Below are 23,106 nucleotides of genomic sequence, written 5' to 3' on the forward strand. Positions count from 1 at the left end.
AATATTACCTGCGTGTTTCTTTCGGGAAACACGCATCAGATTTTAAAAAATCATTTTCACATCAATCATAAGGAAAATGTCTTTAAAGAAGAATAAAAAACTTAATAGCGACTTCAACAGCATCACCATTAGTCTTGCCTCGCCTGAGTCAATTCTGGAAAGCTCGTTTGGAGAAGTAACACAGCCGGAAACGATCAACTACCGTACATACAAACCTGAAATGGGTGGTTTGTTTTGCGAGCGTATTTTCGGACCTGTAAAAGACTGGGAGTGCCATTGTGGTAAATATAAACGTATTCGTTACAAAGGTATCATCTGCGACCGTTGCGGTGTAGAGGTAACCGAAAAGAAGGTGCGTCGTGAGCGTATGGGACACATCGAACTGGTAGTTCCTGTGGCGCATATCTGGTACTTCCGCAGCTTACCTAACAAAATCGGGTATTTGTTAGGAATGTCGTCGAAAAAACTTGACCAAATTATTTATTACGAACGCTACGTGGTTGTTCAGCCGGGTGTTAAAGCAGAAGATGGTATCTCTGCCAATGATTTCCTGACAGAAGAAGAATATCTTGACATTGTTGATAAACTGCCAAGAGAAAACCAGATGCTTGACGATAAAGACCCGAATAAATTTATCGCCAAAATGGGTGCAGAAGCATTAGAAATGATGCTTTCTCGTATCAAGCTAGATGAATTATCTTATGATTTACGCCACGCGGCGGCTACTGATACTTCTCAGCAACGTAAAGCAGAAGCTTTGAAACGTCTGAAAGTTGTAGAAGCATTGCGTGATGCCAATACGCGTATTGAAAACAAACCAGAGTGGATGGTTATCCGCATGGTTCCGGTTATTCCACCAGAGTTGCGTCCGCTTGTACCTTTAGATGGTGGTCGTTTTGCAACTTCTGACTTGAATGACCTTTACCGTCGTGTGATTATCCGTAACAACCGTTTGAAACGCTTGTTGGAAATCAAAGCTCCTGAGGTAATCCTGCGTAACGAAAAACGTATGTTGCAAGAAGCTGTCGATTCACTTTTCGACAACTCTCGTAAAGTAAACGCCGTTCGTTCAGAAGGTAACCGTGCTTTGAAATCACTTTCAGATATGTTGAAAGGTAAACAAGGTCGTTTCCGTCAAAACCTTTTGGGTAAACGTGTTGACTACTCGGGTCGTTCGGTAATCGTGGTAGGTCCTGAATTGAAACTACACGAGTGTGGTTTACCTAAAGATATGGCAGCTGAGTTGTTTAAACCGTTTATCATCAGAAAACTGATTGAACGTGGAATCGTGAAAACGGTGAAATCAGCCAAGAAAATCGTTGACAGAAAAGACGCCGTAGTGTGGGATATTCTTGAAAACGTATTAAAAGGACATCCTGTTCTTCTGAACCGTGCCCCTACGCTTCACCGTTTGGGTATCCAGGCATTCCAGCCTAAACTGGTAGAAGGTAAAGCCATCCAATTGCACCCGTTAGTTTGTACGGCCTTCAACGCCGACTTTGACGGTGACCAGATGGCGGTACACGTACCACTTGGTCAGGAGGCAATCATGGAAGCATCTATCCTGATGCTGGCGTCGCACAACATCCTGAACCCTGCCAACGGTGCGCCAATCACGGTACCATCGCAAGACATGGTGCTGGGTCTTTATTACGTAACAAAGGGACGTGTATCGTCCGACGATGATCCGGTTCCGGGTAATGGTATGACTTTCTATTCTCCTGAAGAAGTAATCATTGCTTTGAACGAGGGCAGAATTTCGAAACATGCGCACATTAAATGCCGTGTGAAAGTAAAAGACGAGAACGGTGAGATAGTATTGAAAGTAGTAGATACAGTAGCTGGCCGTATTCTCTTTAACCAGTTTGTGCCGGAAGAAGTAGGTTATCTTGACGAATTGTTGACCAAGAAAAAACTTCAACAGTTGATTGGTCGCGTTTTCAAAGAAGCCGGTTATGCCCGTACAGCCAAATTCCTGGATGATATTAAAGAACTAGGATACCAGACGGCCTTCAAGGGTGGTTTGTCTATCGGTTTGGATAATATCATTATACCTGAAGAAAAAACCAAATTGATTCAGGATGCTAAAGCAGAGGTAGAAGAGGTACAAAGCAACTATATGTTTGGTATCATCACCGAGCGTGAGCGTTACAACCAGATCATTGATATCTGGGGTCGTGTAAACACACGTATCCGCGAGGTATTGCTGAGACAATTGGAAGCAGATCAGAAAGGTTTCAACCCGATTTACATGATGATGCACTCAGGTGCACGTGGTTCGCAAGAGCAGGTGCGTCAGTTGGGTGGTATGCGTGGATTGATGGCGAAACCACAGAAAAATATTCAGGGTTCAGTAGGAGAAATCATCGAGAACCCGATTTTGTCAAACTTCAAAGAAGGTCTTGACGTACTGGAGTACTTTATCTCTACCCACGGTGCTCGTAAAGGTTTGGCCGATACCGCCCTGAAAACTGCCGATGCCGGTTATCTGACTCGTCGTTTGCATGACGTGGCGCAGGACGTGGTAGTGAACGAAGAAGACTGTGGTACTTTACGTGGTATTCAGATATCTGCTTTGAAAGACAACGAAGATATAGTAGAGCCATTGTCAGAACGTATCCTGGGTCGTACATCAGTTTATGATATCATTGACCCGATCACCAAAAAATTGATTATTAAATCAGGTGAGGAAATTACTGAAGAAATTGCTGCTCAGATTGATGAAACAGCCATTGAAACAGTAGAAATTCGTTCGGCACTGACTTGCGAAACACAAACGGGTGTTTGTTCGAAATGTTACGGACGTAACCTGGCAAACGGTCGTATGGCCGACAATGGTGAAGCTGTGGGTGTAATTGCCTCGCAGTCAATCGGTGAGCCTGGTACACAGTTAACGCTTCGTACGTTCCACACAGGGGGGACTGCCCAAAACGTAGCTTCAGATGCCAACATCAAAGCCAAATTTGGTGGGGTTATTCAACTGGAAGAAATGCGTACCGTACAATCGGTTGACCGTGAAGGTAACGCAATTACTATCGTGTTGGGTCGTCGTGGTGAGATTCGTATTGTTGAAGAAGGAACTAACAATATCCTGATTACCAACAACGTACCTTACGGTGCTACTTTAGAAGTAAAAGACGGAGATGTAGTGAAGAAAGGAGATGCGCTTTGCCACTGGGATCAGTTCAACGCCGTTATTCTTTCAGAATTGGATGGTACTATCGAATACGAAGCCATTGAAGAAAACATCACTTTCAAGGAAGAGGCTGATGAGCAGACCGGTTTCCGTGATAAGGTAATTATCGAGTCGAAAGACCGTTCTAAGAACCCGGCAATCATCATCAGAACTGGTAACACGGAAGATGAAAAAGCCTATAACTTACCTGTAATGGCTCGTTTGACTGTAGAAAATGGTCAGGCTATCAAAGCGGGTCAGATTCTGGCAAAAATCCCTCGTGCTATCAACATGAACCGTGACATCACCGGTGGTTTACCTCGTGTAACCGAGCTATTTGAGGCACGTAACCCATCGAATCCTGCGGTTGTTTCGGAGATTGACGGTATCGTACAATACGGTTCTGTAAAACGTGGTAACCGCGAGATTTTCGTAGAAGCAAAAGACGGTGTTAAATTGAAATACATGGTACCGCTATCGAAACTGATTCTGGTACAGGATGGTGACTTCGTTTTAGCGGGTGATCCTCTTTCAGATGGTGCCATTACACCGGCCGATATTCTACGTATCAAAGGGCCTACCGCCGTGCAGGAATATCTTGTAAACGAAGTACAGGCCGTTTATCGCCAGCAAGGGGTGAAGATTTCAGACAAACACATCGAGGTAATTGTACGTCAGATGATGCAGAAAGTTGAAATCGTCGATTCAGGTGATACCTTATTCCTTGAATACCAGATGGTTGATAAGTGGGTGGTTCGTTTAGCGAATGACAAGATCATGGACAAAAAAGTGGTTATGGATGCCGGTGCTTCTGATAAATTCAAGCCTGGTCAGATTATCACCTCTCGTGAAATGCGTGATGAAAACAGCCGTTTGAAACGTGCCGATTTAGCGCAGATTCAGGTACGTGATGCCATGCCTGCCGTTTCTCGTCCTACTCTTCAAGGTATTACTACCGCATCGTTAGGTACAGAATCATTCATTTCTGCGGCATCGTTCCAGGAAACCACCAAAGTGTTGTCAGAAGCTGCTGTAAGAGGTAAGCGTGATATGTTGGAAGGTTTGAAAGAAAACGTTATCGTAGGACACCTGATTCCTGCCGGAACAGGTAACCGTAGATATCAGAACATACTTGTTGGTAGCAAAGCTGAACTGGAAGCCGCCGCTGAAAAGCGTCGCTCTCAGGAAGCCGCGAAGCAACGCAGAGAATACGTTTAATAAGGGTTAGCTCTTATTAAGGAACGAATCCTCCTTGCCGAAAGGTGAGGAGGATTCGTTTTTTAAGAGCATATAGTCAGGGAAAAAAGTCTACAAACAATGAGGTTATTGTGCCATCTAGCGCAGTAAAAAAGCCATAACTGCTATTGGAATACTTTCTTTAACCTTATCGTTAATAAAAAAGTAACGGTATAGTTTATGTAATTGATAATGTTCTGATGTTTTAAGATGGCAAAAGAACAGTAAGTATGCAATAATTTCGTCAATAACGGGTTGATTTATAGTGAGCAGCAGAGGCGCATTAGTCGCCTTTTGCTGCTTTTTTAAAATAAGTGTAGCTGTTCCTGATTAGGCAGACTTCCTTCATGTTTCAGAAGCCATTCTTTGCGCCATAAATCACCTCCGTAGCCTACCAGTGTCTTATCTGATCCGATTACCCTATGGCAAGGTAAAATGATTGTCAGAGGATTGTTCCCGTTGGCAACACCTACGGCTCTGATGGCCTTTTCGTTGCCCAGGCGGCGGGATAGTTCGAGGTATGACACTGTTTTGCCATAGGGGATGCTTTTGAGCGTTTCCCAAACCAGTTTCTGGAAGTCAGTCCCTGCCGGCAGTAAGGGTAGGTCGAAATCTTTGAGCAGACCACCAAAATAGGCATCGAATTGCCTGATACATTCATCAATAATAAGAGAGTCTTCCGGTGTTTCTTCCAGTTGCCTGCTGGGCTTTTTTTGAGCTTCCCGAAACAGCACATGGGTAAGGTGTGTATCGGTCGCCATGATTTCCAATGCACCCAGCGGCGACTGATAATGTTTGATATGAATCATTCAAATGAATTTTGTTTGAATATATCAACAATAAACAAAAAAGTCGCTAAAGCTTAGCGACTTTTTCAAAGGTATTGGTGGACAAGATTTAATCAATCAATACGGCTTTCCCGCTGATTACATCTTCTTCCACATGTTTATATTTTACTTCGCGTTTAATGGTGCCATCTTTGTATTGAACACTCACGCGTTGGTTTCTGTCGGCAATTTTCTGCTGGCGTGCCGGTGTGGCACGTATTGAAGAATCAGTACCGCTACCACCTTCTTCATTGGCCTTGTTGGTTTGCAACTTCGGCTTGTCTTCTTTCGGAGGAGCCTGTTGCTGGAAGCGAAGCTCAACCACATTGGCTTTCATCAGGAAGCTGACCGTATCAGTATTTACCTTATTCAGGAAGTTCTTGAATAGCTCTACCGCCTCAAATTTGTAAATCAACAAGGGGTCTTTTTGTTCATAAGAGGCGTTTTGTACCGATTGTTTCAGGTCGTCCATATCACGCAGATGCTCTTTCCATTCCTGGTCAATAACAGTCAGCGAAATGCTTTTTTCAATTTCTTTAATCAGCTCACGGCCATCGCTTTCTACGGCATTTTTCAGGTTGCAGTATAAGCCGATGTTCTGAGTTCCATCTCCAATAATCGCAATAAACGGTTCATCTACCAGCGCACGGCGGTCTTTCAGTACATCTGCCAGTACAGGTACCATATTTTTACGGATGGCATCGTTTTTGGCTTTGTATGTTTTTTCTGCCTGCTGATACAGTCTGTCTATCAGTTTGCTATTTCCTTTCGTAAACTCATGGCGTTCAATTTCAGGTTTAATGCTTAGTTTCTGAATACAACGAAGTTCAAACTCATCATAATTGCCTTCGGCGTTCATCACAATATCGCTACAAGTATCGTAAAGAATATTGGCGATGTCTAATGAAAGACGATCTCCGAACAAGGCATTCTTACGGCGTTTGTAGATGGTATCACGCTGAATATTCATTACGTCGTCATACTCAATCAGACGCTTACGGGTACCAAAGTTATTTTCTTCTACTTTCTTCTGTGCTCTTTCAATAGAATTGGTAATCATAGAGTGTTGAATCACTTCGCCCTCTTCCATACCCATCCGGTCCATTACTTTTGCAATGCGGTCAGACCCGAACAAACGCATCAACTGGTCTTCTAATGACACAAAGAACTGAGATGTTCCAGGATCTCCCTGACGACCTGCACGACCTCTCAACTGGCGGTCAACGCGGCGTGAATCATGGCGCTCTGTACCGATAATAGCCAGACCACCGGCATTTTTACTTTCCGGCGTCAGTTTAATGTCAGTACCACGACCGGCCATGTTGGTGGCAATGGTAACGGTGCCCGGTTTTCCGGCTTCTGCTACAATATCTGCCTCGCGTGCGTGCTGCTTGGCATTTAATACCTGATGCGAAATTTTACGCAGGGTAAGCATACGGCTCAATATCTCTGAGTTTTCTATCGAAGTAGTACCCACAAGTATCGGGCGTCCGATTTCTACCAGTTGTACAATTTCTTCAACTACCGCGTTATATTTTTCACGTACAGTTTTGTAGACCTTGTCTTCTTCATCTTTACGGACAACAGACCTGTTGGTAGGAATACTTACTACATCTAGCTTATATATTTTCCAGAACTCCGCAGCTTCTGTTTCGGCAGTACCGGTCATACCTGCCAGTTTATGATACATACGGAAGTAGTTCTGAAGCGTAATGGTGGCGTATGTCTGGGTTGAATCCTCAACTTTTACGTTTTCTTTTGCTTCAACCGCCTGGTGCAGACCGTCTGACCAACGACGGCCGTCCATAATACGGCCCGTCTGCTCGTCAACGATCATAACCTTGTTATCCAATACCACGTATTCAACGTCTTTTTCGAACAAAGTATAGGCCTTCAGCAATTGATTAACGGCGTGAATGCGCTCTGCTTTGGTAGAGTAATCACGAATCAGTTCATCTTTTTTAACGATTTTATCCTGCTCATTTAAATCAGACTTTTCAATGGCATTCAGGTCAACACCCAGATCAGGCATCAGGAAGAAATTCTGTTCTTCTCCTTCTACCGAAATGAAATCAAGACCTTTATCAGTTAATTCTATAGAGTTATTTTTCTCTTCAATCGTAAAGTAAAGCGGAGCATCGGCTTCAGGCATCAACTTCTGGTTTTCTGCCAGATAAGTGGCTTCTGTTTCCTGTAAAATCTGTCTCATGCCCTGTTCCGACAAAAACTTAATCAGGGGTTTGCTTTTAGGTAAACCTCTGAAAGCGCGGAATAAAGCCAGCCCACCTTCTTTTTTGTTTCCGGCAGTTATCAGCTTTTTAGCTTCGTTCAGATAGCTGTTGGTGAGTGTTTTCTGCGCTTCAACAATACGTTGGATACGAGGTTTCAGCGACAGGAACAATTCTTCATCACCAGTACGAGACATCGGGCCGCTGATAATGAGGGGTGTACGCGCATCATCAACTAAAACGGAGTCAACCTCATCGACCATTGCATAATGATGTTCGCGTTGTACCAACTCTTCAGGGTCATTAACCATGTTGTCGCGCAGGTAATCAAAACCGAACTCATTGTTGGTACCGTAGACAATACCTGCCTGATAGGCAGCTCTGCGCGCGGTTGAGTTGGCCGGATATTTATCGATACAATCGCAGAGAATACCGTTAAACTCAAAAATAGGCGCCATCCACTCAGAGTCACGACGTGCCAGATAATCGTTAACGGTTACGATGTGTACCCCTTTTCCTGCCAGTGCATTCAAGAAGGCAGGGAAAGTAGCCACCAGGGTTTTACCTTCTCCGGTTGCCATTTCGGCAATTTTACCTTTATGAAGCGCCGCACCCCCTATAATCTGTACATCATAGTGTACCATGTTCCAGGTAATCATGTTTCCGGCTGCCAGCCATTGATTCTGCCAGATGGCCTTATCACCTTCTATTCTGATATGGCCTTTTTTCATAGCCATTTCACGATCCAGATGCGTGGCAGTAACGGTGATTTCAGCGTTTTCCGTAAAACGACGTGCCGTTTCTTTTATTATGGCGAAAGCCTTGGGCAATATTTCAAGAAGAACTTCTTCCAGTTCTTTATTGCGGTCAAGTTTAAGTGAATCAATTTTTTTGAAAACAACTTCCTTTTCGTCAACTTCCATATCAGGATTCTCATCAATGCTTGCTCTCAGTTGATTGATCTGGTTGTCGATGTGCGAAAGTTTCTCAGCAATATAATCCTGTAGTTCTATTGTTTTCTTACGAAACTCATCATGGGAAAGATTCTGTAACTTGGCGAACTCTTCGTTTGTCAGTCCTACATAAGGTTGTAATTCCTTATTGTCTCTGTCAGACTTTGTTCCAAAAATCTGGGTGATTCCCTTGGTTAAAAAATTAAGCATTTGTATATCTTGTTCGTTAATTTCTAATGAATATGAAACACAACCTGTCAAATACCTTTCCAAACCCGCCTAACCTGCCATTTTGTCAAACATTAAAAGACTGATAGCGAACTATTTCTGTTTTTGGGGCTGCAAATGTAAGATTTTATGACAGTTTATTAACCACAAAAATAACGGAATATTGTTAATATATGACCATGAAATGGAGTGAACGGTAAATTTTAAACTTTATTTAATACTTTTTCTATTTCAGTGCATAGCAAATCTGCTTTTTCTTGCTCAAATTTGAACTCAAAAAATAACACCTGATGTTTGAATCATTGCTGAAAGATTTTGAGGGGGAATTGTACTTCAGAGATACCATTGTTGATGATGCCATAAGAACCGTTTATGCTACCGATGCCTCAGTGTATCAGGAAAAACCTGTGGCGGTTGCTTTACCTAAGCGCGTGGACGATATCCGTCATTTAATACATTTAGCTAATCGAAACCAACTTACCCTGATACCCCGTGCTGCCGGAACCTCGCTGGCCGGGCAGGTAGTAGGCAAAGGGTTGGTGGTTGATATCTCCAAAAATTTTACGGGTATTCTGGAAGTAAACAAAGAGGAAAAATGGGTGCGCGTGCAACCTGGAGTAATCAGAGATGATTTAAATGCTTACTTAAAACCTTATGGCCTGATGTTTGGCCCTGAAACCTCTACTTCAAGCAGGGCGATGATAGGGGGCATGATAGGTAATAATTCCTGCGGGTTGCATTCTATCATCTGGGGTGCTACCAGAGACAATCTGCTGGAAGTAAAAGTGTTGCTGTCGGATGGGAACGAGGCTGTTTTTTGCGCATTAAACGCAGAAGAACTTGAAGAAAAGTGCCGTCTGCAAAATACGGAAGGAAATATTTACAGAGAGTTAATAACCTTGGTTAATAATCCGGAGAATCAAGGTGCTATCAGAGAGGGATTTCCGAAGAAGTCCATTAAGCGTAGAAATACAGGTTATGCGCTTGATGTAATAGAGGAGATGGCGGCATTTGAAGGCGATAAACTGTTTAACCTGAGCAGCCTGATTGCCGGATCAGAAGGTACGCTATGCTTTGTGACCGAAGCAAAATTAAAATTGATAGACCTACCCCCGGCAGTGGCCGGAATGGTGGCAGTACATACCTCTACTTTGCATGAGGCGCTGCTGACCAATCTAATCGCTCTGAAACACGAATGCTCGGCGTCTGAATTAGTAGATGATTTTATTCTGGAATTCACCAAAACCAATATTGAGCAGTCTAAGAACCGCTTTTTTATAGAAGGTGGGCCTAAGGCGATTCTGATGGTTGAGTTTTTTGCTGATACTCAGGCAGATGTCATTGAAAAAGCCGAAAAACTGATTGAAGAGCTCAAAGAAAATTCATTGGGATACGCCTACCCGATTCTGTTGAATGAAGATGCTAAAAAAGCCTGGGATGTGCGCAAGGGAGGATTAGGACTGTTACGGAACTTACCCGGGGATACTCAACCGGTAAACCTGATAGAAGATTGTGCAGTGGATGTAGAAGACCTACCCGCTTATATTGATGAACTGGAAGCATTGCTGAAAAAACATGGGGTGACGTATTCGATGTATGCCCATGCAGGGGCAGGAGAATTGCACGTAGAGCCTATGGTGAATCTGAAAACCGCCGAAGGCCGAACACTTTTCCGTACGATTCTGGCAGAAACTGCGGCATTGGTTAAAAAATACGGAGGCTCACTTTCAGGAGAGCATGGCGACGGCCGGTTAAGGGGTGAGTTTATACCTTTTATGATGGGTGACAAAAACTATGAACTTTTCAAAAAGGTAAAACAGATTTTCGATCCAAGTGGGGTTTTCAATAAAGGTAAAATTGTGGACACGCCACCCATGAATGAGTTTCTTCGCTATGAGGCCGACACACCTGCACCACAGCTAAAAACTGTGTATGATTTTTCCGGACAGGAGAGCATGCTCCGGCTGGCTGAAAAATGCAGTGGCTCAGGAGATTGCCGGAAGACAGAAATAACAGGCGGAACCATGTGCCCCAGCTACATGGCCACCCGGAGTGAAAGAGACACTACTCGGGCAAGGGCCAATATATTAAGACAATATCTGACAGATACCTCTGTAACCAGAACGGTGCAGGATAATGAAACCAAAGAGATTTTAGACCTGTGTTTATCTTGCAAAGCGTGTAAGTCAGAGTGCCCGTCGAGTGTAGACATTGCCAAAATGAAAGGTGAGTTTATGCAACAGTATTATGACAGACACGGAATACCTTTTCGTTCTAAACTGATAGGAAATTTCGCCAGACAGATGCGGCTGGCAGGAGTAGCCCCCTGGGCTTATAACTTTATTTTCAAAACAGATTTTACACGTCGCATAGCCAATCGGATTGTCGGTTTCCATCCCGACCGCTCCATGCCTTTGCTACACAACCAGACCTTGCGAAGCTGGTTTAAGCAAAATAAGGAAGTAAGCGGTTTCACATCCGACAAAAAAGTATTTCTGTTCTGTGATGAGTTTACCGATTTTAATGATGTAGAGGTGGGCAAAAAACTGATTTTGCTTTTACAGAGATTGGGATATCAGGTATTAATACCAAACCATGTAGAAAGTGGCAGAACGTATCTGTCGAAAGGAATGATACGGGAAGCACAAAAGATTGCTATCCGGAATGTGAACCTACTGACAGACGTGGTGACAGCAGAAATACCGATTATAGGTATAGAGCCTTCGGCTATTCTGACACTGAAAGACGAATATCTGGAACTGGTACCGGAGAACCTCAGCGAAGCAGCTCAAAAGATTGCGGCAAACACTTATATTTTTGATGAGTGGTTTGCTCTGGAAATAGACAGAGGCAACATCAGCAAGGAAGCTTTTACCGATGAGAAACGCCTCATTAAACTGCACGGACATTGCCATCAAAAGGCTTTGTCGTCACTTACACCCAGTAAAAAAAGTTTATCGTTACCGATCAATTATGAGGTGCATCTGATCCCTTCTGGTTGTTGCGGTATGGCTGGTTCATTCGGATACGAAGCTGAACATTATGAAGTTTCTATGAAAATAGGGGAGTTGGTGCTTTTCCCGACGGTAAGAAAACAACCGGAGGAAGTGATGATTGCTGCTCCTGGTACCAGTTGCCGGCATCAGATTAAAGACGGAACCGGGCGCATAGCCTGGCATCCGGCCGAGATTTTGTATGAGGCGCTGAGATAGTTAGTTTGAATAGCTAAGGGTGGCACGGCTATACTCGTTCGAGTATAGCCGTGCCACCCTTAGTTCACTGAGATTTAATAAGACTCTTTCTCGTTCGGGAAATCAGATGATTTTACATCTTTTGTGTAATTAATAACAGCTTCGGTCATGATCGAGTGCAGATCGGCATACCGGCGAAGAAAACGAGGCGAAAATTCTTTATTAATGCCCAGCATATCGTGTACTACCAGTATCTGCCCGTCGCAGTGAGGGCCTGCTCCGATACCGATGGTCGGAATATTGACACTTTCTGTAACTCGTTTAGCCAACTGTGCCGGAATCTTCTCCAATACCACTCCGAAACATCCTACCTCATCGAGCATTTTCGCGTTTTCTATCAATTGTTCGGCCTCTTCGTCTTCTTTGGCTCTTACCGCATAGGTGCCGAATTTGTAAATAGACTGAGGGGTGAGGCCTAAATGGCCCATTACCGGGATACCGGCACTCAGAATACGCACAATCGATTCTTTTACTTCAATGCCGCCTTCCAGTTTTACGGCATGCCCGCCCGATTCTTTCATGATTCTGATAGCTGAGCGAAGCGCTTCTGATGAATTACCCTGATAAGAGCCAAAAGGTAAATCGACCACCACCAAAGCTCTTGTAACAGCTTTTACTACCGCCTGTGCATGATAAATCATGTTGTCGACGGTAATAGGCAAAGTGGTTTCATGTCCTGCCATCACATTAGAGGCCGAATCGCCCACCAGAATTACTTCTACACCACCACCGTCAATTATTTTGGCCATTGAGTAGTCGTAAGAAGTAAGACAGGCTATTTTGTTGCCTTTGCGCTTCATTTCCTGCAGGGTATGAGTCGTAATGCGTTTTATTTCAGAATGAGTAGACATAAATCAATTAGTGATTGGGCGGCCGCCGCTGCGGTGAATTAGCGAATGAGCGGCCGCCGTTGCGGTGATTAACTCGTACGCGTGTCAGATTTTTTATAAGCACATTTTACTATAACGTTTCTGTATATTTTTAGTTCTGGTACTGTTGTGGATATGAGTAACTATTTGCGAGCCAGCCAGTTTTCGGGGTTCAGCCTTTCGGTATTATGCCATATCTGGAAGTTGATTTCGGTAGTCCCGCCCGATTCCCCGGCTGTACCAATCGTTTCTTTCGTATTGATTTTTTGTCCTACCGAAGCAAAAACCTCATTGAGATTAGCATAAACTGTGAAATAATCGCCATGCTGAATAGCTACAACTTTTCCTAAGCCGGGTATGGTTGTGATGTCTTTTACCACGCCCGTATAAACAGCCCTTACAGTGGCATTTGAAGGCGTTTGAATATCTATGCCGTTATTGTTGATTAAAACGCCGTGGAGCACCGGATGTTCTTTAACGCCGAAGCGGTCAGAAATAAAACCTCTTTGAACAGGCCAGGGTAAACGTGCACGGGAAGCGCCAAAGGAACGCCCCAAAATAGTTTCGGCTTCATCCAGTTCAATAATTTTCTTGTTGCTTTTCTTGGCCGGAGCCGTACTTTTCAGTTTAACTTCTTTATCCTGCTTTAGTTCTGCTTCTTTATTTTTTCGTTCAATCTCTCTCGAAACAATACCGGCAATGAGGTTATCCAGCTTAGTAACCGATTGCTTGGTAGCTTCAATTTCTTTTCTTAACTCTTTCTCTTTTTTTGATAACTCACCCACCATCTGGGTTTGTTTGGTTTTCAGTACTTCCAGATTTTTGGTTTCTGTTACTTTGGCCGTAATCAACCTCTTTTTATCGGTTCGTTTCCCTTCCAGATTCGTTTGTCGCTCGCGAAGCAACGCCGTAACTTTATTCATCTGCAATACCTGAGCTTTCCGGTTTTCGGTATATTGTTGCAGGTACTTATAGCGCATCAGAAGCTCATTGAAAGAAGAAGAGGAGAATAAAAAACTGAGTTTGTTGAGTTGCCCGCTATGTTTGGAAGCCGAGTAGAGCATGGCGGCATATTCCTGTTGTAATTTCAGCAGTCTGTCTTCCAGCGTTCCTTTTGCGTTGATGATATCCTGCATTTCCATGTCAATCAGGTCGATATCCTGCTCCATCAAACCTATTTGCTCTTCCTGCGATGAAATCTGCTCTTTTAAAGCTTTAATATTACCGACTGTAATTTCTTTGGTAGTTCTGGCATTTTCCAGCGCTTTTCTGGTTTCAGTAATTTTTTCCATATTCCTTCTTTTTTCTTCCTCCAGTTGCGCACGGGTTTTGCGTGTCCGTTGAGCAAGCGTCTGTTGGCTTATCAATAGGAAGGAAAGAAAGCAGGTTAGGAAAAAATATGTTCTATGCTTCAAAAACATCAGGTCTTAAAGGTGGCTTAACCAGACTAATTAGATGAATATCCCTTAGGTATACTGAACGAAAACCCGGGGCTTTCCTCTAAAAATTCAATTCTATTATGCTGCAAATTTATAAAAGTCTGAGTTGTTTTATCACTTTTAGTGGCATCAATCTTTGCTGCAATCTCCTGCGGTATCAGAAAATTGTTAATCGACAGAAAATTACCATAGTCAATCTGCATTCTACTGCTACCGGTTGAATCTGCTGCTGTGAGTTTCTGAAGCTTCAGATTGGCTTCGGCAATAAAGTTTTCAATAAATAAATCTTTTTCCTGCTGCCTGATCACATAGCTGCCATCCTGTTTGGTAATGTCGTCCGTTTCGCGTTTTTGCAAGGGCATATTTCCAATTAAGATTGACTGCACCAAACCGTAGTTAAGATTAAACCTGAACCGACGGCTCAGTGTTGCAAAATCGTATTTATAATAGGTGCGGTGTATTCTGTCCAGAAAAATAATAGAATCCTGCGTGATAATACCTCTGGCTACTTCAAGCCCAACGGCGATGGACAACCAGATTTTATTGTCTTTTTCGATGTGCACGGTTACCGGAAACGATTGAGAATCACTACCGGAAGAATAGTTGATTTTAGACCTTATTTTCAGAAACCTGAAATCTACCTCAGCCGGGGCTACATCTACTTTGGCAAGATTGATAGAAGGAGCCACACTGTCGCTTTTTGCGGGGATATCCGCATGGCCTATTTCAACATTTGTTGAATCCGTTGCTACTGTTCTATGAATTTTCTGTCGTTTACAAGCCGAAGTAAATAAAATGATAAGGCAGGAAAGAAACAGAACGATATGACGACTTGACATATTTGTGCGTGTTTAAATGACTGATACAGGTTTTCCCAATTGATGATTGGGGTAAAAATCTTATCAGGGCAAATGTATCAAAGGTTTTGTATGGTGAGAGTCTATTCAATCAGCTGGCCTGATTGAATCTTTTTTTCGATATTAATACTGTTTTCGCCCATTTGGTGTGCTTTTCTCCATTGTTCAATGGCTCTGGTTTTTTCGCCTAACTGATAAAGCACATCTCCGTAGTGTTCTATAATTGTGCCGCTAACACCCGCATTTTGTTTAATGGCCCGCTCAAGAATTTCACGCGACTTCCGGAAGTCTTTCATAACATATAGCACCCAGGCGTGGGTATCAAGATACGTAGCATTATTCCCTGACTTTTCGGTTAGCCGGGTCGACAGCTCCAACGCGCGGTTCAGCTTGTCTTTCCGTAGAGAAAGGTAATACGCATAATTATTTAAAACATGCTCGTCGTTCGGGTCAATTTTCAGTACGGCTTCATAGGCATCGTCTGACTTGGCATATTGTTTTGCCTCGTTGTAGGCATCTCCCAGCAGACCATTGACGTATTTTGTCAGTTCTTTATTATCCAGTGCCAGATTGCGGGCTTCTTCCAGAGAAGAAATGGCCTTTTCGTAATCTTTTTTAGCAAAATTGGCTATTCCGTTATGATACCAGAATAAAGCCTGGTTAGGGAAATACTCTATGGCTTCTTCTGAATGTTTGGCCAGATTGTCAACCTGATTGAGCTTGGAGTCAATTTCAACAATGGCCATCCATACTTCAAAAACAGATTTATCAGACTCCGTCGATTTCACATAGCTATCGCGCGCGCCATCGAAATCTCCTTTTTTCATCAACAAATCTCCCAATACCACATGGGCTTTTGCTTCCGACGGAGACTGCTTGATTAACTCTTTGGTAAGGTTGATGAGGTTATCGGTGTTTTTTTCACTCTTATCATCCTGCATCATCAGCATATAGCTCGATAAAATCTTGAACTTCACATCTGATGAAAGATTCTTATTACTAAAAGCCACTTGTAGTTCCTGGCTACATTTATCTAAATCTCCTTTTTTTCTGTAGATTTCTGCCAGAAGAATATGGGCCTCAGCAAAATCAGGATTCCGTTTCAGAGATGTTTCGAGCATCTTAAGGGCCTGATCGTAACGCTGGTTCGAAATCAGTATCTGGGCCTGCTGCATCACATATTCGGGCTCAGTAGGCTCAGATGCAATCAATTTGTTGCCCTCTTCAATGGCTTTTTCAAGCTTGTTTTGTTTCAGGTAAATTAACTGCTTCTGATGCGTAATTTCTTCGCTCATGCCGATGGTCTTCTCAATCTTATTGTATACCTCTATGGCATCGCTATATTTCTCCTGAATAATATAGGCATTTGAGAGATCAAGATAATTGTCGATGTCTCTCGGATATTTATCCGCCAGTTTCTCATACACCTGAGCGGCTTCTTTGTAGCGTTTCTGTTTAATGTAGATTTCACCTAAAAACTTGCGGTAGAACTTATTATCTTCATCTAATTTTGAGGCTTTTTCACTATAGAGCGCAGCACTGTTGATGTCGTTTGTGGCGAGGTAGCATTTAGCAATCATGAAATTGGCACCGGGGCTGGCCGGGTTCATTTCAGCCGCTTTTTTGAAATGAGTAAGTGCTTTATCGTAGGTTTCGGCAATGAAATATTTCATGCCGTCGGTAAAAATGGCTTCTGCCTGCAACTCTTTTTCGGAGATGGTTCCGTCGTTGATTTTCTTATTTTTCTGCGCTATACCAATGGCCGGAAGCGAGAGAAATGCCCATAATATGATTTTTGATAGTTTCATTCACCAAAGATTGTAGGTATTTTAACGCCCCGATATTCTAATTATTGCTCATCAATTCTGCCTCGAGCCTGCCAAACAATATTCAAAGTTCTCTAAATTATCGGATAATACAAAATAATGAAATTCCGTATATTCTCCAATGTCGGCTTATCAGGCAATCTAATAATTTCGACTTGAATTCACAAGCTGTATAGACACAAACGGATAAAAACAGTGCGACCTGTTCATCGGGGGTAATCTGTTAAATTAACATGCAGCTTTATATAATGTTTGAAATAGCAAAGTATTAAGATGCCGCGCTGTCAGGAAGCTGATAGAAATAGTCCAGGGGGTTTTTGAAAATAAAATGATAACCGGAATGCTTTAACCATTTATCAGGGCTAATGATTTTATAGGACTGCGGTGCCGGCGGTTCTGTAAATTCGGGTATATCGAAACCAAACTCTTCACAATTTCTTATATAAATCTCCCGGCGTATGGGGTGTATCGGAGATACAATATTGAAGGTATCCCCCCATATTTCCTGTGTTATTACGGTTTCAATAATCCGGATAACATCATCCCTGTGGATATAATTCACGGGGATATCACCTGTAGTAAGACCTTTCCAACCTGAGAAATACCTGGCCGGGATACGGTCATAGCCCATCAGCCCGGCTGAGCGCAGAATGGTTACATCAGGCATGAAATCTTTCAGCAGGTTCTCGGCTTTTACCATAGTTGGGCTGGCAGATTCCTCAGGTGCCTGCACTTCTTCTTCTTTTACTTCACGATTGAGTTCAGGATACACTGAAGTTGAGCTGATATAAATAATCTTTTCGATTGATGATCGCTGAACGGCTTGCAGCAGATTACGAATCTGCTCTACATGTGTATCTGTTTTTTGCTTGCTGATTTTTGGAGGAATATTGATGATTAGAACGCGGCTATTGAGCAGGCCATCTACATTCTCACACTCCAACTGTGGTGTAAGTTTTAGCAAAAAGGGCTCTATTCCATTTTGCTGCAATTCTTCCAGTTTTTCGGTTCGGGTAGTACTGCCTTTTACCTGATAACCTTTTTCGGAGAGGTATCTGCCCAAAGACAAGCCCAGCCAACCGCATCCAATGATACTTATACTATTCCGGTTTTCGGTCATAACTATTTATTTCAAAAAGGAGAAGTATTTGCCCAGCCCCAAGCTCTTGCGTTCAATGAAGAGCACAGCCAGCAAGAACAAAAGGCTTAATAGCATATGAACCGGAATAGAGTAATAAAGGTTTGCTATTTTTATTTGCCAGGAAGCAATAATCAGAATACCTGCACTGACTAGGTAAGCCGTAACTTTACCTAATTCGTAAGGAACCGGATAATATTTCTGTCCGAACCAATAGCATAGTACCATCATGACAAATGAGGAAATGGCAAAAGTAATGGCACAACCTACATAGCCCATTTTGGGAATCAGAAAAAGATTCAGGATAACCGTAATGAACATGCCGATAAAGGTAAGTATGGTGCCGAAGTGGGTTTGGTCGCTGAGTTTAAACCAGATGGACATATTCTGATAGACCCCAATAAAGAGATTAGCCAGAAGCAGAATAGGCACAACCACTATACCTGAACGATAATTTTTACCCAGAATCAGGCTTATTAAGTCTATGTTGAGGCTTACCCCCACCCAGATAAGAATGCAGGCAATAGTAAACCATTTGGTAGCCAGAGCTATCATAGATGGCGAATTTTTATCTTCGGCTTTGGAGAAAAAAAACGGGTCGGCGGCGTAGCGGTAGGCCTGCACTACCAAAAGCATAAAGATGGAGAGTTTATAAACATTGGCATAGATACTGAAGGCGTCGTCAGTTGTGAGTCCTTCATAGAAGCCTTCCGGTAAAATCTCCCGGAACATGACACGGTCTGCCACTTGATTGACTGCCCCCGCCAGACCCATAATTAAGAGCGGGTAGGCATAAACAAAAACAGGTTTGAACTTCTTGAAGTCGAAAGCGAACCGGAAACCTACAAACTCTTTCCACAATAATAGTACCGTTGCCAGACTGGCAATAAAATTAGCCCAAACTATATAATCAGGACCAATTTTGGGATTATAGAAGAAATCGGCAAAGGGCTTCCATTCTGTCAGAAATACACCCTCGTGGATGTACTTACAAAACATGAGGTAAAATATATTTAGCCCGATGTTGATGAAAATATTAACCAGACGAATAGCGACAAATTTCTTCGCACGGTTTTCGGCACGTAGTTTCACAAAAGCAATGGCAGCAATGGCATCGGTAGCGAGTATAATTGAAAACCATACAATGAGCCTTTCTTTACCCGGAAAACCCATCGCATTGATGATGGGGGTTGCTGCAAAGAAAATAATACCCGAAAAAACAGCACTGGTAAGAATAATGTAAGACAGAATGAGATTATAGTATTCCTGACGGTTTTCTTTCTTACTGGCATATCTGAAAAACGCCGTTTCCATACCGTAGGTATAGATAATGTTCAGCAGAATAACATAGATATATAACTGGTTATTATCGGCAAGTAATCGTTGTTGATGAAAGACCCGGGTGTGCACAGCTACTAAAAGCCAGTTAAGGAATCTTCCGACAATACTGCTGATACCATACAGGGCAGTATCACTTGCTAATTTTTTTACTACGCTCATGTTTTATTGCAGAGGGGAGAGGCCCTCTCAGAATCCGATTACTTGAACTTTGTCGTTATTTTTTGCCAAAATTAGCATATTTTTCTTTGCAACTTTTACTATTTTCATCTGGCGCACCTGTCCTGTACTGAACAATCCGGTGTCTTTTGATTTCAGCAATTCAAATTTGCCTTGCCCTTTTCCGTGCAGTACCTGCCCATGGTTACTGTCATAGCGCCCAATTTCAGGTAGTACATCAAAGAAATTACCAGTAAGGATGATATCCAGTCGACCGTCGTGGTCATAATCGCAGGTTTCTATACCAAATACCGGAGAAAACTGAACTTCTATTGGCAGAGGCACTATATTGAAATTCCCTTTGCCATCATTGATAAAAAATGATGTCTGCGGATTTACAACCGATTTCTCGACCATTCCTTCTTTTTGCGAACTGGTAAATATTTCATCTACCGATTTGTTAGCGTAATCTTTATGATAGACAAACCGGGACTTTGTTGAAGGAACCGCATTCTGCAAATCAGGTTTTTGCATTAAAGGTACCGGCTTGCCATTGTTATAAACACAAATGAGTTGCTCGACTTGGCCGTTTTTATCAAAATCGTTTACATAGAGCATGGCAGGTTGTTCCTTACTGGCAGTTAATTTAGAATTGAGCCCCAGATTACCGACAATTAAATCCGGATCGCCGTCTTTATCGATATCAGCTACTTTTATCGTGTTCCACCAGCCGGAAGAATCGGGGATAGGAGTAGGCGAAAGTTTTCCTTTCTGATTTTTAAAAATAGTGACCGGCATCCAGTCCCCGGCCAGTATTAGATCCGGCCAGCCATCGTTATTGATATCAGTCCACGAAGCATCAGTTATCATGCCCAGCGCACCCAGGTCTTCGGCTGTGAACTGTCCTTTGCCGTTATTTCTTAAAATATAGCTTTTCGGGCTTTTGCCATATTGTGCGCTTATCATTCTTGAACCCACAAATAAGTCTTCGTCACCATCTTTATCAAAATCAGCTGCTACTACGCAAGAAGTGTTTTCGTAAATTGCCGGTAAATTACCCAGGGTAAAGTTCCCCCTGCCGTCGTTGATGTAGAGGTAGTCTTTAAGCATAGTGCTTCCGTGCAGAAATTCGTTGCCACCGGTAGCAATGTATAAGTCCAGATCTTTGTCACCATCTGCATCAAAAAAAGTGGCCGCCACTTCATCGGCGTGAGAAGCCGGGGCTGTAAATAACTGTGCAGATGCCTTGAAAACTCCAGCCGGTGTCTGTAAAAACAGTTGACCGGCAGCATTGGTGGCTGCCCCGACGTATGCATCTTCCCGCCCGTCGCCGTTCACATCTCCCACAGCCAATGCAGGGCCTTCTCTTGAAAACATCTGTTTCAGGGTAGCATCTCTGTTATAATCAACAAATTCATTTTCTGTGTGCAGATAGTTCAAGCCAGACCGCTCAGTTATGTCAGTAAAGTATTGGGTTTTTAAAGCCGGCTTATAGTTGAATGTCTGAGTTGCATTTTTTTGTTCCAATACCAAATCCGAATCGGCTTTCGGGTTTTTGATGGTTTGTTTTTTATCATTTTGCCAGATAACAGTCAGAGAGTCGATCGCCGGATTGTCGTCCAGACCAAAAACCATGATATGGTCGCTTGACGACTGAAATCCATGATTCGGCATTGCCTGCAGAAACTGTGTTTTACTCTGCTGGTATACATAAACCTTGGCACCTATACCCAGTGTATTTTTGTCCAGACCTTTCAGATTTACCCTCAGAAAATGCTTCTTGTGTTTTTCAACTGTGTGGTTTCTGTAAATAGAAACAGGCATGTTATTATTATTAATAACCAGATCAAGGTCTCCGTCATTGTCTAAATCGCCATACGCTGCACCGTTTGAAAAACCCGGCTCACCTAGCCCCCATGCGTTAGCTTTATTCTCGAATTTCAGATTACCGAGATTCTGAAAAGCATAATTGGAGATAGGTTGAGAGGGCATTTTCTCTACCATTTTGTTGATATTGAGCTGGCCGTTCTGATCGACCATCTGCGGAACCGTGTTTTTGTCAGCAAGAAAACTGATAAAGTCCTGATCGGTGAGGTCATGAATAATGCCATTTGCCACAAAAATATCTTTATGGCCGTCGTTATCCATATCAAAAATCAAGGCCCCCCAGCTCCAGTCGGTGGCATGTACGCCTGACAAAGCAGCTATTTCACTAAAAACCGGAATACCATCACGACTTTCGCCATTGTTTAGTTGCAGCGTGTTCCGGGTATATTGATGATAGAAATCGCGGTTTAGTTTGATTTGTTCTAATTCGTATGTTTCAAAGCTTGCCGTAGTTTTCAGCCGGTAATCGTCATGAGGAAGCATGTCGGTAACAAAAATATCCGGTTGACCATCATTGTTAATGTCACCGATATCGGCACCCATAGAATTGAGACTGGTGTGCCCCATTGACTCTTCCACCGCTTCTTTAAAAGTGCCGTTTTTCTGGTTGATGTACAGGTAATCGCGTTCGTAGAAATCGTTAGAAATGTAGATGTCCAGCCAGTTATCATTATTAACGTCACCGACGGTTATTCCGAGGCCAAACCCAATCAGGCTTCCGTAAATACCAGCTTCAGCGCTGACATTGGTAAATTTGTTGCCATCGTTTCTGAACAACTTATGCCCGCCAAAAGGATCGCGTTGGCCACGAAGGTTCTGATATTGCAATTTATTGACCTGTATAAAGCTGTTGTTGAGCAGGTACATGTCTAGGTCGCCATCGCGGTCGTAATCAAAAAAAGCAGCGTGCGTAGAATATCCCCCGTCAAAAAGGCCATATTCCACGGCCATTTCTTTGAATGACGGCACACCGTTCCGTCCTATACCCTGATTGATGAACAGTTCATTCCCACGTGTATCATTCCGCAATTCACCCGAGTTGCACACATAAATATCCATGAGGCCGTCACCATTTATGTCAGCAAAAGTAACACCCGTGCTCCAGGCTTTTGTACCTGTCACACCCGCCTGACTGGTTACATCTTCAAACCGGAAAGAGCCATCCTTTTGTGTACCTTTATTGAGATACAGCTTGTTATCTCCCTGATTAGCCGTCAGATAAATGTCGGCAAAGCCATCGTTATTCACATCGCCAATCGCTACCCCTGCTCCGTTATAGAAGTTGCGGTAGTTAATGATATTCATTTCAGGGGTATCTGCAATTCTGTTCGTGAAGTCAATGCCGGTTTGAGAAGCATCAAGGGCTTCGAACAGATAATCCTGCGAACTCTCTTTACATGAGAGCAGGGATATCAGAACTAAACAATAAAGCAGCGATTTGGTCATCATGAAAATATAAGCATGTAAAATTAACAATAGAAATTGAATATTATTGCTATTGCGGAGATTTGAAAGATTATAAATCGGAATCAGGCGTTTGCAGCTATTTTAGAAATTTGGAGAAAACAACAAAAGACAGAAACCTTCCGGGTCACCCTATAAGAGATTATAAATTGAAGACCTTATACATCGAAGATAAAAATAAGAAGAAACCTGCGAAAAGATGGATAGATGAAGCGTTTCTAATATGCTTTT

At 42.8% G+C, this 23,106-nt stretch carries 11 protein-coding genes; 2 read left to right on the forward strand and 9 right to left on the reverse strand.

The annotated features are described in order from the left end of the window. Positions 1 to 76 precede the first annotated feature (76 nt). Entirely contained in the window at positions 77 to 4,393 is a 4,317-nt protein-coding gene (rpoC, locus tag AC1RRY_RS00550; RefSeq protein ID WP_492819042.1) for a DNA-directed RNA polymerase subunit beta', read from the forward strand. 323 nt (positions 4,394 to 4,716) lie between these two features. On the opposite strand, the gene AC1RRY_RS00555 is transcribed toward rpoC, so the two are convergent. Beyond that, entirely contained in the window at positions 4,717 to 5,220 is a 504-nt protein-coding gene (locus AC1RRY_RS00555) for a methylated-DNA--[protein]-cysteine S-methyltransferase (protein ID WP_492819040.1), read from the reverse strand. An 88-nt stretch (positions 5,221 to 5,308) separates the two neighbouring features. Beyond that, on the reverse strand, positions 5,309 to 8,629 hold the full coding sequence (gene secA / locus AC1RRY_RS00560) for a preprotein translocase subunit SecA (RefSeq protein ID WP_492819038.1): 3,321 nt from the start codon (positions 8,627 to 8,629) through the stop codon (positions 5,309 to 5,311). Between the two features lie 308 nt (positions 8,630 to 8,937). Between secA and AC1RRY_RS00565 the strand changes: the two genes are divergently transcribed. After that, positions 8,938 to 11,859, forward strand: coding sequence for an FAD-binding and (Fe-S)-binding domain-containing protein (locus tag AC1RRY_RS00565; RefSeq protein WP_492819036.1), 2,922 nt, complete (start codon positions 8,938 to 8,940; stop codon positions 11,857 to 11,859). Positions 11,860 to 11,933: 74 nt separating this feature from the next. Here the strand turns inward: AC1RRY_RS00565 and panB are convergent, their stop codons facing one another. From panB to AC1RRY_RS00600, 7 genes are all read right to left on the reverse strand, one after another. Further along, the gene (gene panB, locus AC1RRY_RS00570) at positions 11,934 to 12,749 is read right to left on the reverse strand and encodes a 3-methyl-2-oxobutanoate hydroxymethyltransferase (RefSeq protein WP_492819034.1); all 816 of its coding nucleotides are present in this window, start codon (positions 12,747 to 12,749) and stop codon (positions 11,934 to 11,936) included. A gap of 161 nt (positions 12,750 to 12,910) precedes the next feature. Then, positions 12,911 to 14,059, reverse strand: coding sequence for a murein hydrolase activator EnvC family protein (locus AC1RRY_RS00575; RefSeq protein ID WP_492819032.1), 1,149 nt, complete (start codon positions 14,057 to 14,059; stop codon positions 12,911 to 12,913). A gap of 155 nt (positions 14,060 to 14,214) precedes the next feature. Further along, positions 14,215 to 15,045 carry a lipoprotein insertase outer membrane protein LolB1 gene (gene lolB1, locus AC1RRY_RS00580; protein ID WP_492819030.1) on the reverse strand — a complete coding sequence of 277 codons (831 nt, stop codon included), beginning with the start codon at positions 15,043 to 15,045 and terminating at the stop codon, positions 14,215 to 14,217. A gap of 101 nt (positions 15,046 to 15,146) precedes the next feature. Then, entirely contained in the window at positions 15,147 to 16,871 is a 1,725-nt protein-coding gene (locus AC1RRY_RS00585; protein WP_492819028.1) for a tetratricopeptide repeat protein, read from the reverse strand. 286 nt (positions 16,872 to 17,157) lie between these two features. Beyond that, positions 17,158 to 18,009, reverse strand: a complete 852-nt coding sequence (locus AC1RRY_RS00590; RefSeq protein WP_492819026.1) for an NAD(P)H-binding protein — start codon at positions 18,007 to 18,009, stop codon at positions 17,158 to 17,160. A gap of 6 nt (positions 18,010 to 18,015) precedes the next feature. Then, positions 18,016 to 19,527: a lipopolysaccharide biosynthesis protein gene (locus AC1RRY_RS00595; protein WP_492819024.1), complete on the reverse strand. Its 1,512-nt coding sequence runs from the start codon at positions 19,525 to 19,527 to the stop codon at positions 18,016 to 18,018. 27 nt (positions 19,528 to 19,554) lie between these two features. Further along, positions 19,555 to 22,860 (reverse strand): VCBS repeat-containing protein, encoded by a 3,306-nt coding sequence (locus tag AC1RRY_RS00600; RefSeq protein ID WP_492819022.1) that lies wholly within the window; start codon positions 22,858 to 22,860, stop codon positions 19,555 to 19,557. Positions 22,861 to 23,106: the final 246 nt, after the last annotated feature.

The organism is Emticicia sp. GW821-FHT11C11 (genome assembly GCF_058808615.1).